This is a genomic window from Bacillus sp. AFS029637, assembly GCF_002584985.1.
GTDB lineage: Bacteria > Bacillota > Bacilli > Bacillales > Bacillaceae_G > Bacillus_A.
In genome coordinates this window covers 78206-93476 of record NZ_NUPZ01000013.1, presented here as the reverse complement: position 1 = coordinate 93476, position 15271 = coordinate 78206, and the positions used below count along the sequence as shown (strand labels likewise).

Genomic DNA, 15271 nt, shown 5'->3' with positions numbered 1-15271 from the left:
GAATAATATGAAAAAAGGTCCATTAATTGTAAAGCATCTCTTTCTAGCGTTATCAAGTATACTATTTGTTTTTCCATTCATATGGATGGTACTTGGCTCGTTTAAAACATCTAGTGAAGTATTACAAGGAGGCTTTTGGCCTAAGGAATTTCACTGGGAAAATTATCGACAAGTATTAGACATACTACCATTTAACACATATTTATTTAATAGTTTTTATACATCTTTCCTTATTACAATATATGTGCTTGTTTCATCTGCACTGTTTGCTTATATGTTGGCATTTTACAAATTTAAAGGTAAAAATATTACATTTAGTGTTGTAATGGCAACGTATATGATTCCTGGAGCTGTTTCGTATGTTCCTGTATATGTAATGTTAGGGAAATTCGGTCTCCTTGATTCGCATTTTGGATACATGATTTCTATGGCTGTTAGTGTATTCGGTATTTTCTATTTAAAACAATCGTTCCACAAAGTTGGTTTTGAAATAGTAGAAGCAGCCAAAATTGATGGGGCAAGTGATTGGCGTATTCTTTGGAAGATTATTTTCCCAATGACACGATCATCATTTGTAACACTAGGATTGGTCACATTTATTGGTAATTATAATAATTACATGTGGCCAGCTCTTATATTGAAAGATAATACGCAAAAGTTAATTACGAATGGAATTGCTGATTATTTCATTAATAGTTCCTTAGGGCGAGATTGGTCACACATTATGGTTGCAAGCACAATCGCAACAGTGCCGCTCTTAATCGTATTTTTAATTCTACAAAAATGGTTCTTATCTGGTGTTACTGATTCAGGAATAAAGGGGTAAATAAATATTAAAGGAGATTTGTGGGATGAAAAAACTATTCATGCTTCTAACAGTTATAACATTGTTTGTTAGTGCACTTGCGGGTTGTTCAGGCGGAAAAGGAAGTACGGTTAAAGCGAGTAAAGAAGGGGAGAAGGTTGTTGTTCCATTCATTAATGGAGTAGGGGGCTCTCTTGCAGATAGTGTAGATAAGATTGTGGAAGAATACAATAAAAGTCAGGACAAATATGTAGTGAAAACGACAAAAGCAGGTAGCTACGATGAGTCATATCAAAAGCTACAAAGTGGATTTGCAGCGAATAACCAAGAAGCAATTGCATTACTAGGTTCAGATGTCATTCAAGAATATGCTAAAAAACAGTTAATCGTACCTATAGATGAATATGTTAAAAATGATACTAATTTCAAAAAAGAAGATTATGGGAAAGGTTTTATGGAGCAAGCAACAATTAACGATAAGTTATATGGAATTCCGTTTTACGGTACAACGCAAATTTTCTATTACAATAAAAAAGCATTAGCAGAGAATGGTTTTACAAAAGATGATTTAAAGACGTGGGAAGGTGTAGAAAAGGTAGCAAAAACTGTCGCAAAACGTGGTGAAAACGGTGATGTTACGTATGCTGGCTGGATGCCAATGTGGGGGACATCAAACTTAATTGATGCGGTTCGCAGTGCTGGCGGAAATGTATTAAGTGAAGATGGTACAAAAGTATTAATTAACGATGACACTTGGGTTACGGTATGGGAGAAATTCCGTACATGGCTACATGAAGATAAAATTATGAAAATACATTCAGGTGGTACTGGATGGGAATATTGGGACAAAACTGTAATTGATTTAGTTGAAGGTAGAACGCTAGGATTTACAGGATCATCTGGTGACCAAGGATTTGTTTTTAAATCATTAGGTAAAGGAATGACAGAGGAAGAACGCCTTAACACATTTGAAGCATTACCTCAGCCAGCTTGGGGGAATAATAAACCAGCTCCAAAATTAGAAACTTATTTGTTCACATTAACGAGAAATATTGATCCAGAAGTAGCAAAAGGTGCATATGACTTTATGAAATTTGCGACAAGTACGGAGAAAACAGCTGAATGGTCCATGGCTACAGGATATATTCCTGTTCGTAACAATGTAACAGAGTATGGTCCATATGCTGAATTCGTTAAAAAACAACCACAAGCATTAGTTCCATTAGAACAAGCTAATAATAATGGAGTGGGACCATTTGTAGATCCAACGGGCGGTAAAATTAATGACGCCTTAAATGTAGCGAAAGATAAAGTAGAGATTGAAGGAGTTCCAGCGAAAAAAGCATTAGATGAAGCAGCTAAAGTTGCGCAAGAAGAGTTAGATAAAGTTCTGAAAAAGAAGAAGTAATATTACCAACATGAGGTGCTTTTGAACGAAGGAAGTGCCTCTAAAATTCCTTCATTAAAACGTAAAAAGGTGTGAGAATGATGATCGAAATAACAAGTATGATAACACTTTCTCCATTCGTAGAAAATAAACATTGTTTCCAAATGGATGAAACTGATATGACAAATTTCACATTAACGATTGATCAAGGGGATAGCCGGAAAATCCCGCTTTTATTAATCGTAAGAGATCCTAACGGTTATGTACGTATACAATATCAAACACCAATTGCAAATGAAAAACTAGTCATTTCGAAAGATTCAATGTTTTGCTCTGCTGGTTGTATTGGAGGAGAAATACAGTCAGGTAATTGGGAATTAGAAGTCGTCTATATTCCTCATTGTGCAAAGAAAGCAGTAAAGTTTACCGGAGAAAAAGTTGACTACACAGTAAATATAGTAGTGAATGATCAGTTGGAACGAAAGTATAATAGAGATCATTTTTGTAAGGGAAATGTTTTTATCAATGAAGACCGTTTTAATAAGGTAGTCAATGAAGAACATCGCTGGTACAAAGGGGATTTTCATGAACATACAGATTTAACAGACGGCGAGATAGATGATGAACTTGGAATGCTAGTATGTGAAAAACAAGAATTAGATTTTTTATATGCGACGGAGCACAATATTGTTATGCCATCGTATGAAAAAGGAAACACATTAATTATACCATCTATGGAACTTACAACTCCTTTCGGTCATTACAACATTTTTGGTATGAGGGAATACGTGGATTTTACAGAGTATGTAGATGAATCATTTAGCGCTGACAAAATGAATGCACTATTTGCACTAATGAAAGAAAAAGGTTATTTATTGAGTGTGAATCATCCATTTATGAAGCCTTGGGCGAACCAAGTGAATATTAATTTAGAACATGTTCATACGATGGAAATTATGTGTGATCCAACTTATAAAAAAAGTAAAACATCCACTTTAGAAGCTTTGCGTTGTTTCGATCAAATGTGGGCAAATGGTCTTAAAATTTGGGGGATAGGTGGAAGTGATTCGCATTTACATCCATCTAAAACATTCCCAGGATCAAAAGATCCATCCATTTACGGTGATCCAGGAACATATGTATTATGTAACGGTTTATCAATTAAAAACTTAAAATCTGCAATCAAAAAGGGAAGAATTTATTTCTCTCGATTTAGAAAATTAGCGATAGACATTCAAAACGAGGGCGAAACGAAATATGTCGGTGATGAGGCTACAGGAAATATTATTTACAGCATTTCTACTGACAAACCGTGTGAGTGGAGACTCATAATAAATGGGCAAATAATGGAACAAAAATCTGGCGGCGACGTAACTTTTGAATTCTCATTACATGAAGGGGCGTACGCTAGAGTTGAGGGATGGGAAGATGACGAATTAGTAGCGTTTATTAATCCTATTCATAATAAAGTTCAAAATAAAAATATAAAAACATGGAATGAAGTTACAGGGGGAATAAAAAGTGAATAAAGCAATTATTTTTGATAAAGATGGAACATTAATACAGTTAGATTCAGTTTGGTATAAAATTGTGCATCGTGTGTTAGATGATATATTTCAAACGTATCCAAGTGAAAAAAGTAAACGAGATGATTACTTATCGATTATTGGCATGAATGATAACGATTTTGAGAGTACGAGTTTACTAGCTTGTCACACAAATTACTTTATTGCGGCTGCATGGTATTCGTTGTTAGAAAATCAACATGTGGATAAAGAAGATTTCATTCATGATGTATGTCTTTTATTCAAAAAGTACTCTACAGCAGATGATCTTGTATTTACAGAAGTGGAAGGTGCAAAGGAAACGTTACAATATTTAAAAGACAATGAATATATTATTGGGGTTGTTACGGCAGACGATGTAGATGCAGCGATTCATTCTCTAAAAATGACTGAGTTATATGATTATGTAGATTTTTTAGGTGCAGATGACGGTGTGAATAGAACAAAACCTGAAAGTGATTTTTATCATATGTTTAAAGAAAAATTTTCTCTAACTGAAGAAGATGTGCTAATGGTAGGTGATACATTAACAGACGTTACATTTGCGAGAAATAGTAACATTAAAGTAGTAGGCGTCTTATCGGGTGCGAGTAGGAAAGAAGATTTAGAAGGAAAAGCAGATTATATTTTAGACAGTATGAAGGATATTTCGAAGATTTTATAATTCATGTCATCATAATTTTTAACAATATCTATAAATATAGCTTAAATTCTAGGAGGATATTATGGCTCAACTATCATTCAAAAACATTTACAAAAAATATGATCATGATGTGACAATCGTAAAAGATTTTAACCTAGAAGTAAATGATGGAGAATTTATCGTTTTGGTTGGCCCTTCAGGGTGTGGGAAATCTACAACATTACGTATGATTGCAGGACTTGAGGAGATTTCGGAGGGCGACTTTTATATTGACGGAAAACGTGTAAATGATATTTCGCCGAAAGATAGAGATATTGCAATGGTATTTCAAAACTACGCGCTTTATCCACATATGAGTGTTTATGAAAACATGGCATTTGGATTAAAACTACGAAAATATAGTAAAGAAGAAATTGACAAACGTGTCCAACATGCAGCGAAGATTCTTGGTCTTGATCAGTATTTAAGTCGAAAACCAAAAGCTCTTTCAGGTGGACAGCGTCAGCGTGTTGCCTTAGGACGAGCGATTGTTCGAAATGCAAAGGTATTTTTAATGGACGAGCCTCTATCAAACTTAGATGCGAAGTTGCGTGTTCAAATGCGCGCTGAGATTACAAAATTACACAAACAGCTGCAAACAACAACTGTGTATGTTACGCACGATCAAATAGAAGCGATGACGATGGCAACTCGCCTTGTTGTGTTAAAAGATGGGATTGTACAACAAGTGGGGACACCGAAAGAAGTGTATGACAATCCGGAGAATGTATTTGTCGGAGGATTCATCGGCTCTCCTGGAATGAATTTTTTCAAAGGAGTATTAACAGATACCGCAGTTATAATTGATAAGTGGAAAATTGAAGTGCCAGAAGAGAAGATGAAAGGCTTACGAAATAACGGATATGCGAATAAAGAAATTATAATAGGAATACGTCCAGAAGACTTTTATTATGGAAAAGAAACCGAGGGTTTACCATATAACGCAAAAGTAACGGTATCTATTGATGTAGCAGAACTAATGGGGGCAGAAACATATCTATATTCCAACTTAAATGGACAATCTTTCGTTGCACGTGTGGATACTTCTTTAGATGCGCAAAGTCAATCAAATATAGAGTTAGTTTTGAACATGGACAAAGTTCATTATTTCGATTCAGCAACTGAGAAACGAATTGTTTTATAGAAAATAATTATGGGATTATATTTTGAAAATTCCTCCAATTGAATGAAAAATAAAAAACCGATTATCCTTTACATTACAGGATAATCGGTTTTTTACTTTTTTAAGAAACTAGTTGTTGTTAGCTACATGAAAATGGGGGATTACTATTATAAACTTACATAAATACATCGGGAGATTTCCGTCTTGTATGCATATAAAGATTCGATAGTGGATGTCGAAATAGTCTATGGAGGGACAGCGATGACGAATTGTAGTAAAAAGATAATAGGACTCATGATAACCTTAAGTATGTTAGGGACAGAAATTACAATGAAAGATAGTGAGGTTAGAGCTGAGACGAAAAAAGTAGAACATCAGCCTAGAAATGTAATTATGATGGTTATGGACGGAACAAGTTCTTCAGCGACAACATTGGCTCGCTTGTATAAAGGAGCGCCGCTTGCGTTAGATGAAATTGTAACAGGGGGCGTTCGCACATATTCGGCGGAATCAGCTATTACAGACTCAGCACCGGCAGCAACAGCATTAGCAACTGGAAATAAATCGAATGCAGGCTATGTAGGTGTATTACCTTCTATTGTGAATTCACCTAGTGTAAAGTTAATTAAAGAAGAGGACAGGATGAGACCAGTTGCCAATGTTTTAGAAGGTGCAAGACGTACTGGACGTGCTACTGGCATTGTTGCTACATCTGAAATTCAGCATGCTACTCCGGCCGGGTTTTCGGCACATCATGCGAATCGTAAGCATTTTGAAGTACTTGCAAAGCAGCAAGTGTACCAAAATATAGATGTCGTATTAGGTGGTGGGAAGGCAGCACTTTTACCTGTAAAAAGCGATGGAATCCGAAAAGACGGTGAAGATTTAATAAAAGTAATTCGAGAAAAAGGATACGACGTTGTGGAAACGAAAGATGCATTATTGCACGCTAAATCAAATAAAATTTGGGGCTCTTTTTCCCATACTGCACTTGCGTTCGATATGGATCGTGAAGCAACAAACCCAGAGCAACCAACACTTTCTCAAATGACGGAAAAAGCAATACAAGTGTTATCAAAAGATAAAGATGGTTTCTTTTTGTTTGTAGAGGGAAGTAAGCCAGACTGGGCAGCTCATGTGAATGATCCAGTTGGGATTATTAGTGATGTGTTAGCATTTGATAATGCAGTAGCAAAAGCGTTACAATTTGCAAAAAAAGACGGGAATACGTTGCTCATCGCTGTAGCTGACCATGGTAACAGCGGGATTTCTATTGGGAATATGAATACGACAAAAGAATATAAGACGACTCCGGTAACAGCTTACATAGATCCACTGAAAAAGGCAAAATTGACACTTGAAGGTGCTACAAATAAATTAAAAGGTGATTTATCTAATGTAGAATACGTAGCTGCACTATACGGTTTGGACAATTTAAATCAAGAGGAAAAAGAAAAATTTAAAGCAGTTCAAAAGAAAAGTGATGTAGGCCCAATACTTACTACATTATTGGCTAACCGTGCAAACATTGGTTTTACGACAGGCGGTCATACAGGTGAAGACGTATTTTTATACTCTTATGGACCTCAAAACCCAAAAGGATTAGTCCAAAATACGGACATTGCGAAAACGATGGCGAAAGCGATGGGCTTTAACTTAGAAGGATTAACAAATAAATTATTTGTAGAGAGTAAATCAGCCTTTAAGAAAATTGGTGCAACTGTAACGATTGACAAAACGGATGTAGCAAATAAGGTACTCGTCGTAAAGCGCAATAAAGTTGAAGCTCAATTATTTGCTAATACAAATATCATTCGTATCGATGGTAAAGAGTATGAATTAGGAAGCGTTATTGTAGAAAGCAATGGAAGATTCTATGTTCCAGAAGAGGCAATTCATTTATTTATAAAGCATTCTCTTTAAAAAATCGCCAACCACTTATCCTGGATAGGTTAAGTAGTTGGCGATTTTTTGTATGATACCGAAATAGTCTGCCATCTTTTTATTTATTTCACCTTGCGCAAAAAAATATTTCTCAACAATTGTACGAACAAAAAATATTGAATATTCGCATTATAAGGAATATTATGTTGTTATCGACAAAGAAAACGATAATTCGCAAACATAGGGGAGGAAATGCTTTGAAAAAGAATAAGAAGTTAAAACCTTTATCGGTACTAGCAACAGCGGCAGTGCTAAGTAGTACTTTTGCTTTTGGAAGTCATGCAGCGTATGCTGAGACGCCAACATCATCTCTACCAATAGATGAGCATTTAATACCGGAGGAGCGTTTGGCAGAAGCACTAAAAGAACGGGGAGTAATTGATCAATCTGCATCGCAAGCTGAGACATCAAAGGCTGTCGAAAAATATGTTGAGAAAAAGAAAGGGGAAAACCCTGGAAAAGAAATCATCAAAGAAGATAGTCTTACGCAAGAAGCTTCTGATTTTATGAAAAAAGTAAAAGATGCAAAAATGAAGGAAAATGAACAGGCGCAGCAGCCGGCGGTAGGACCAGTAGCTGGACAAGATGCTGGATTGAATGCTAGAAAATTAAATGGAAAAGTACCTACGACACCAGCGCAGCAAGCTGAGTACAATGGATCTGTTCGAAAAGATAAAGTACTTGTTTTACTTGTAGAATTTAGCGATTTTAAGCATAACAATATTGATCAAGAGCCAGGATATATGTATTCTAAGGACTTTAATCGTGAACATTATCAAAAAATGTTATTTGGTGATGAGCCATTTACGTTATTTGATGGATCGAAGATTAACACATTTAAACAATATTATGAAGAACAATCTGGTGGTAGCTACACAGTAGATGGAACTGTAACAGAATGGCTTACTGTTCCAGGGAAAGCTTCAGATTATGGTGCGGATGCGGGAACTGGACATGATAATAAAGGACCTTTAGGACCACGTGATTTTGTTAAGGAAGCTTTAAAAGCGGCGGTAGCAAAAGGAATTAACTTAGCTGATTATGACCAATTTGATCAATACGATCAAGATGGTGATGGAAATAAAAATGAGCCAGATGGCATTATTGATCATTTAATGGTTGTACATGCTGGTGTTGGTCAAGAAGCCGGCGGGGGGAAATTGAAAGATGATGCAATTTGGTCTCATCGTTCAAAACTTGGATCAAAACCATATGCAATTGATGGCACAAAATCTTCTGTTTCGAATTGGGGCGGAAAGATGGCTGCATACGATTATACAATCGAGCCTGAAGACGGAGCGGTTGGTGTGTTCGCGCATGAGTATGGTCATGATTTAGGCTTACCAGATGAATACGATACAAAGTACTCAGGACAAGGTGAACCTGTTGAATCATGGTCTATTATGAGTGGCGGTAGCTGGGCTGGAAAAATTGCAGGAACAGAGCCAACAAGTTTCTCACCACAAAATAAAGAATTTTTCCAAAAGAATATGAAGGGTAACTGGGCGAATATCGTTGAGGTAGATTATGATAAACTTCGCACTGGAATCGGTGTTGCAACATATTTAGATCAAAGTGTTACAAAATCAAACCGACCAGGAATCATTCGTGTTAACTTGCCGGACAAGGATATCAAAAATATCGAATCGGCATTTGGTAAGAAGTTCTATTACAGTACAAAAGGAAACGACATTCATACAACACTTGAGACACCAGTATTTGATTTAACAAATGCAACGGATGCTAAGTTTGATTATAAGGCATTCTACGAACTTGAAGCGAAGTATGATTTCTTGGATGTAAATGCGATTGCGGAAGATGGAACGAAAACACGCATTGATAGAATGGGTGAAAAAGATGTAAAAGGCGGTGCGGATACAACTGATGGTAAGTGGGTTGATAAAACTTACGATTTAAGTCAATTTAAAGGTAAAAAGGTAAAACTGCAATTTGAGTATGTAACAGATATTGCAGTAGCTTATAAAGGATTTGCGTTAGATAATGCAGCATTAACTGTAGATGGAAAAGTTGTTTTCTCTGATGATGCAGAAGGCGCTCCAGCCATGACGTTAAAAGGATTTACTGTGTCTAATGGATTTGAACAGAAAAAAAATAACTACTATGTAGAGTGGAGAAATTATGCTGGTTCTGACACGGCGTTACAACATGCGCGTGGTCCAGTATTCAATACAGGAATGGTCGTATGGTATGCGGATCAAAGCTTTACAGATAACTGGGTAGGCGTTCATCCAGGAGAAGGCTTCCTAGGAGTAGTAGATTCTCATCCAGAGGCAATCGTAGGGACATTAAACGGAAAACCGACTGTGAAGAGCAGTACACGTTATCAAATTGCCGATGCGGCATTCTCGTTTGATCAAACGCCAGCATGGAGAGTAGATTCACCAACTCGCGGTATTTTTGACTACAAAGGATTACCAGGAGTTGCAAAATTTGATGATTCTAAGCAATACATTAACAGTGTCATTCCAGATGCAGGACGTAAGTTGCCGAAACTAGGACTTAAGTTTGAAGTAGTAGGCCAAGCGGAAGACAAGTCTGCAGGTGCAGTTTGGATTCATCGATAAAATAAGGTGAAACGAAGAGGAGCTGCCATAAGTCGTTGAAACTGACTTATGGCAGCTCTATTCTTATTGTGAAAAAGCTCTATGTTTTTTATGTATTTATTGGAAAAAAACTCGCGTTTTCTGGGACAAATACTCCTTCCGTCCTATTGTAGTAGCCATTTTGTACGTAAGTAATTTGTAAGAAAAAAAGAGATTTTCATAATATATAATATTTATTATATCTACACTTAACACCTACTACTAATAGTATGCTATAATATGAACTAGCAACATAAAGGAAAGGAATTAAAAAAATGACCTTACAAAATACTAAAAATTTAAAAAAACAAGTTGCTCCTTTTGAAAAATCAACGATTAAAAAAAGTGTGTGGCAACTTATCAACACAATCGTGCCATTTATTATTTTATGGTACCTTGCTTATAAAAGTCTGTCTGTTTCTTATTGGTTATCATTAGTTCCATCTCTGTTAGCCGCTGGATTTATGACAAGGATTTTCATTATTTTTCATGATTGTACCCATTATTCATTTTTTAAAAGTCGACGTGCAAATAGAATAGTTGGGACATGTATGGGGGTTTTAACTTTATTCCCGTTTGATCAATGGGGGCATGAGCATTCCATTCATCATGCTACAAGTGGTAATTTGGATAAACGAGGTACAGGAGATATTTGGACGCTTACAGTGGATGAATATTTGGCGGCATCATTTAGACTCCGTTTAGCATATCGTTTATATCGCAACCCATTCGTTATGTTTGGATTAGGTCCAATTTATGTTTTTCTGCTTAAAAATAGATTTAACCGAAAAGGTGCTAGAAAGAAAGAGCGTATGAACACCTATTTGACGAATGTTTTAATCGTTGCTTTAGTAGGATTACTTTGCTGGGCAATCGGATGGCAATCGTTTCTTCTAGTGCATGGTTCCATATTCTTAATAGCAGGTTCAATAGGTATTTGGCTGTTTTACGTACAGCACACATTCGAGGATTCTTATTTTGAAGAAGATAAAGAGTGGGAATATGTGAAAGCAGCAGTGGAAGGAAGTTCGTTTTATAAACTTCCAAAATTCCTGCAATTTCTAACTGGTAATATCGGATATCATCATGTTCACCATTTAAGCCCAAGAGTACCTAACTATAAACTAGAGGAGGCACACAATAATACGCTTCCTTTAAAAAATGTACCAACGATTACTCTTGCTACAAGTTTGCGATCACTCCGTTTCCGTCTTTGGGATGAGAAAAGTAACAATTTTGTTAGCTTTAAAGACGTCAAAAATATAATTAAAAATAATGTTTCTGTTCGGGTGAAATCGGAACTATAATTTCATCGTATATAAGACTCCCCTTAATCATTTTGATTTAAGGGGAGTTTTTCTTTAAATGTATATGACTGATATTAAGGAGAAGTTGAAATGATTGTATGTATAAAAGAGACGATAAATATGTTATGTAAACAACATAAATCGTCATAATTTTTTATTATTTGGATTGGTATAATAGCTATATAATGGAAAGCAGCAAATGGATGATAACGGTTATATGTTAAAGAGTAATGATAAGAACACATAAAATGTAATACAATAATTTTTTCAAAAGGAAGGGGAAATAAAGGGTGTTGAAATTACAAGGGAAATTCAATGAAGCGAAAGTATTTACTAAAAACGTTGATGAGACTGCAGTTGGGCAAATTCTTGATCTTTGTAATCAAGAATTCGTAAAAGATAGTAAAATTCGTATTATGCCAGACACACACGCAGGAGCAGGTTGTACGATTGGGACGACAATGACAATTCAAGATAAAATCGTTCCTAATCTTGTAGGGGTAGACATTGGTTGTGGTATGGAAGTTGTAGTAATTGATAAGAAAAAAGAAGAGATTAATTTCGATCATTTAGATGAGACAATTCGTAAATTTGTCCCAAGTGGATTTAGTATACGAAATAAGGAACATCATTTTTCAAAAATGATTGATTTTGACGGTGTGAGGGCTCCTTTCACATTACAACGCGCTCAAAAAAGTATAGGTACTCTTGGGGGAGGAAATCATTTCATTGAACTAAATGAAGATGATAAAGGGAATGTATATATTGTCATTCATAGTGGTTCTCGTAATTTAGGTAAACAAATAGCAGAGTATTACCAGAAATATGCATATGAACAATTGATTCATGTTACATCAATGAAAGATGAGATTATTAAGAGATTAATTAAAGAGGGGAGAGAAAAAGAAATACAAGAAACTTTACGTGGAATTAAGAAGCCTCAGATTCGTAAAGAACTAGCTTATTTAGAAGGACAGGGATTCAAAGATTATATGAATGACATGAATATTGCACAAAAGTATGCTGAGTTAAATCGAAAAGCAATGATTGATGAAATCGTCACTAAAATGGACTGGAAAGTAACGGATCAATTTACTACAATACATAACTATATCGACATGGAAAATATGATTCTACGAAAAGGCGCTATTTCAGCTCAAAAAAATGAACGAGTAATTATTCCAATTAATATGAGAGATGGTTCAATTATTGCGTTTGGTAAAGGGAATGCAGACTGGAACTTTTCTGGTCCACATGGAGCTGGACGTATCATGAGTCGTAAAAAGGCTAAAGAATCATTGAGCCTAGAGGATTTCCAAAATACGATGACAGAAGTTTGGACTACATCAGTAGTAGAGAGCACAATTGATGAGGCACCAATGGTATACAAGCCAATGGATGAAATTATAGAAAATACAAAAGAAACGATAGATATTAAGCACATTATTAAGCCATTATATAATTTTAAAGCTAATTAGAAGGAAGTAATGATCAGCTAGTAAAAGTTATCAATCCGTTTCTTTTGTTCGGAGACAAAATCTAATCAAGGAAAGTGGAATAATAATTACATGGAACTACTTCTATTAGGGAAGATGTTCGATTGATGGCGATGAGGTAAAATCAGAGTTTACAACGAAGCTAAGAAGTTTGAATACAAAAGCCGATTCCTGTGGAGTTACGGAATTGGCTTTTGTATTTACTTTGTTGTTGCACGAAAACAAGAGTCAACTTACTAGCAAATAATGATAACTCTCTATTTCTCCCAAAGCTCGATTAGTCGACCTTCAGGATCTTTAATCCAAATAAACTTTCCAAATTCACTAACCACTTCTTTCTTCTCAAGAGGTACACCAATATGTTCAAGATGCTGAATAGTCTCGTTTAAATTATGTACCTGGAAATTTAACATCACTTGTTGTTCTGTTGGAAAATAATTATCATTTTCGGTAAAGAAAGAAAAAATAGTTTCAGTTCCTAATTGGGATTTAATCACAGTCCCATTCCAATTTTCTATGTCGATCTTCAACACATTGCTGTACCATTTTTTTACAACATCAATATTATTAGTTCGCCAAAATATTCCTCCGAAGCCTTTTATCATCATAAATAACTCCTGTCTATTTTAAAATTTTTAAGCAACATATATTCAATATATCAAAACAGTAATCGTAAGGAAAATCATTCACTTATAAAAAGTGAAAAATTATAATTACTAGCATTGTAGTGTTTTCTATACTATGGAAAATGACATTATCCTTTGCAAAACTTGCCATCCAAGCCAAGAAGTATAACAATAAAAGACCGCACATGGCTTTTAGTTCATGTGCGGTCTTTTATGTATATGTATTACATTACATAGTTTTGCTAAATTTAGTTTCTGTTTGAGTGTTAGCAGCAATCCTTTTCTTAACCTTAAAGTGATAGTAGGTGTAACAAAAGATAATAAATGGTACAGTGCAATAGATTCCTAGTCTTTGATCTGGGATAAAGATAAGACTTATTAAGATAATGCCGTATAATCCAAAACCAAGAATTGGTACAAGAGGATAAAGTGGAGTTCGGAATTTTAAATCTTCTAATTTTCCACCTTCAGCCAAATAACGTTTACGGAAAAAGAATTGAGAAACACAAATTGACATCCAAACAATAATTGTAATGACTCCAGAAATTGAAATGAGCCATAAGTAAACCGTTTCAGCAGCTACAACGCTTGTCAAAAGAGAAAAAGCAGAAATAGCGATTGTCATGATTAAAGCGTTTAAAGGTATTCCTCGTGATGATAATTTCTTTAAAAAGGCTGGAGCCATTTCATGTTGTGATAACGACCAAAGCATTCGAGTTGCGGCGTATAGTCCTGAGTTTGCGACAGAAAGAACAGCAGTAAGAATAACAAAGTTCATAATATCAGCTGCATATGGAATACCCATATTATCAAAAACAGCAACAAATGGGCTCTTTGTTAATCCCGCTTCTTCCCATGGAATTAAAGCCACGAGAACAAAGATTGCTAAGACGAAGAAAAACATCGTGCGCCATATAATATTTCTAATAGAACGAGGTAAAGTCTTCGCTGGATCTTCACTTTCACCTGCTGCGATCCCTACAAGTTCTGTACCTTGGAAGGAATAATTGACAGTAACCATTGTTAAAAGAATAGCGGCAAGTCCATTTGGGAATAAACCACCATGATTTACGAAATTTGAAAATAGCGGTGCTGGTTCGTCTCCTTTTAAATCAATAAAACCGAACATAGCGGCGCCGCCAAGGATAATAAAAGCAATAATGGCAGATACTTTAATACTTGAAAACCAAAATTCTGTTTCTGCATAACTACGTGCAGATAATGCGTTAATCGTGAATATCGTAACACCAAATATTAAACACCAAACCCAGACGGGAATATCAGGAAACCAGCGCTGCATTGTAATGCCAGCAGTTGTAAATTCAAGCCCGGTCGTGTTCGCCCAGCTTAACCAATATAACCATCCGATTGTAAACCCAGTTGCAGGGTTAATAAACTTAGTTGCATATTCCTGGAAAGAACCTGAAACAGGCATGGCCACAGCAAGCTCACCAAGACATAGCATAACGAGATACATTAATAATCCACCGGCCATAAAGGCAAGTACGGATCCACCAGGTCCAGCTTGACTTATAATATAACCAGATCCGTTAAATAACCCCGTTCCAATCACACCACCGAGTGCAATCATGAATAAATGTCTACTTTTCATCGTACGTTTTAATTCATTGTTTGTATTGTTTACTTGCGTCATCGTTTTCCTCACTTTCGTAGTTGGTAGTATGAAAATTGATGTTTTTCCGTATTATGGAATGTATTCCGTGATGTGAAAT

General features: G+C 35.6%; 11 protein-coding genes. 9 read left to right on the top strand and 2 right to left on the bottom strand.

Annotation, left to right across the window (positions count from 1 at the left end):
- Positions 1-7 precede the first annotated feature (7 nt).
- The 9 genes from COE49_RS05350 (at position 8) to COE49_RS05310 (ending at position 12894) form a co-directional block, all read left to right on the top strand.
- The gene (locus COE49_RS05350) at positions 8-826 is read left to right on the top strand and encodes a carbohydrate ABC transporter permease (protein WP_088229473.1); all 819 of its coding nucleotides are present in this window, start codon (positions 8-10) and stop codon (positions 824-826) included.
- Positions 827-851: 25 nt separating this feature from the next.
- The gene (locus COE49_RS05345; protein WP_088229472.1) at positions 852-2213 is read left to right on the top strand and encodes an extracellular solute-binding protein; all 1362 of its coding nucleotides are present in this window, start codon (positions 852-854) and stop codon (positions 2211-2213) included.
- An 80-nt stretch (positions 2214-2293) separates the two neighbouring features.
- Positions 2294-3721: a CehA/McbA family metallohydrolase gene (locus COE49_RS05340; protein ID WP_098840731.1), complete on the top strand. Its 1428-nt coding sequence runs from the start codon at positions 2294-2296 to the stop codon at positions 3719-3721.
- A complete protein-coding gene (locus tag COE49_RS05335; protein ID WP_098253433.1) occupies positions 3714-4421 on the top strand; it encodes an HAD family hydrolase in 708 nt (235 codons plus the stop codon). Before COE49_RS05340 ends, COE49_RS05335 begins: the two co-directional genes overlap by 8 nt.
- Before the next feature lie 61 nt (positions 4422-4482).
- Positions 4483-5583, top strand: coding sequence for an ABC transporter ATP-binding protein (locus tag COE49_RS05330; RefSeq protein WP_098882913.1), 1101 nt, complete (start codon positions 4483-4485; stop codon positions 5581-5583).
- 240 nt (positions 5584-5823) lie between these two features.
- Positions 5824-7485: an alkaline phosphatase gene (locus COE49_RS05325; protein ID WP_098882912.1), complete on the top strand. Its 1662-nt coding sequence runs from the start codon at positions 5824-5826 to the stop codon at positions 7483-7485.
- Positions 7486-7703: 218 nt separating this feature from the next.
- On the top strand, positions 7704-10091 hold the full coding sequence (locus tag COE49_RS05320; RefSeq protein ID WP_088229463.1) for an immune inhibitor A domain-containing protein: 2388 nt from the start codon (positions 7704-7706) through the stop codon (positions 10089-10091).
- Between the two features lie 293 nt (positions 10092-10384).
- The gene (desA, locus tag COE49_RS05315; protein WP_140417273.1) at positions 10385-11416 is read left to right on the top strand and encodes a Delta(5) desaturase DesA; all 1032 of its coding nucleotides are present in this window, start codon (positions 10385-10387) and stop codon (positions 11414-11416) included.
- A 290-nt stretch (positions 11417-11706) separates the two neighbouring features.
- Positions 11707-12894: an RtcB family protein gene (locus COE49_RS05310; protein WP_098945755.1), complete on the top strand. Its 1188-nt coding sequence runs from the start codon at positions 11707-11709 to the stop codon at positions 12892-12894.
- Positions 12895-13169: 275 nt separating this feature from the next.
- Here the strand turns inward: COE49_RS05310 and COE49_RS05305 are convergent, their stop codons facing one another.
- Both COE49_RS05305 and COE49_RS05300 read right to left on the bottom strand, forming a co-directional pair.
- Positions 13170-13517, bottom strand: a complete 348-nt coding sequence (locus COE49_RS05305) for a VOC family protein (RefSeq protein ID WP_088229461.1) — start codon at positions 13515-13517, stop codon at positions 13170-13172.
- Positions 13518-13767: 250 nt separating this feature from the next.
- The gene (locus COE49_RS05300; RefSeq protein ID WP_141552134.1) at positions 13768-15192 is read right to left on the bottom strand and encodes an amino acid permease; all 1425 of its coding nucleotides are present in this window, start codon (positions 15190-15192) and stop codon (positions 13768-13770) included.
- Positions 15193-15271 lie beyond the last annotated feature (79 nt).

What these genes read in the sequence shown, in the direction of transcription:
- COE49_RS05350 (WP_088229473.1), top strand. Translation starts at nt 8, where the DNA reads ATGAAAAAAGGTCCATTAATTGTAAAGCATCTCTTTCTAGCGTTATCA.
- COE49_RS05345 (WP_088229472.1), top strand. Translation starts at nt 852, where the DNA reads ATGAAAAAACTATTCATGCTTCTAACAGTTATAACATTGTTTGTTAGT.
- COE49_RS05340 (WP_098840731.1), top strand. Translation starts at nt 2,294, where the DNA reads ATGATCGAAATAACAAGTATGATAACACTTTCTCCATTCGTAGAAAAT.
- COE49_RS05330 (WP_098882913.1), top strand. Translation starts at nt 4,483, where the DNA reads ATGGCTCAACTATCATTCAAAAACATTTACAAAAAATATGATCATGAT.
- COE49_RS05325 (WP_098882912.1), top strand. Translation starts at nt 5,824, where the DNA reads ATGACGAATTGTAGTAAAAAGATAATAGGACTCATGATAACCTTAAGT.
- desA (WP_140417273.1), top strand. Translation starts at nt 10,385, where the DNA reads ATGACCTTACAAAATACTAAAAATTTAAAAAAACAAGTTGCTCCTTTT.
- COE49_RS05305 (WP_088229461.1), bottom strand. Translation starts at nt 13,517, where the DNA reads ATGATAAAAGGCTTCGGAGGAATATTTTGGCGAACTAATAATATTGAT.
- COE49_RS05300 (WP_141552134.1), bottom strand. Translation starts at nt 15,192, where the DNA reads ATGACGCAAGTAAACAATACAAACAATGAATTAAAACGTACGATGAAA.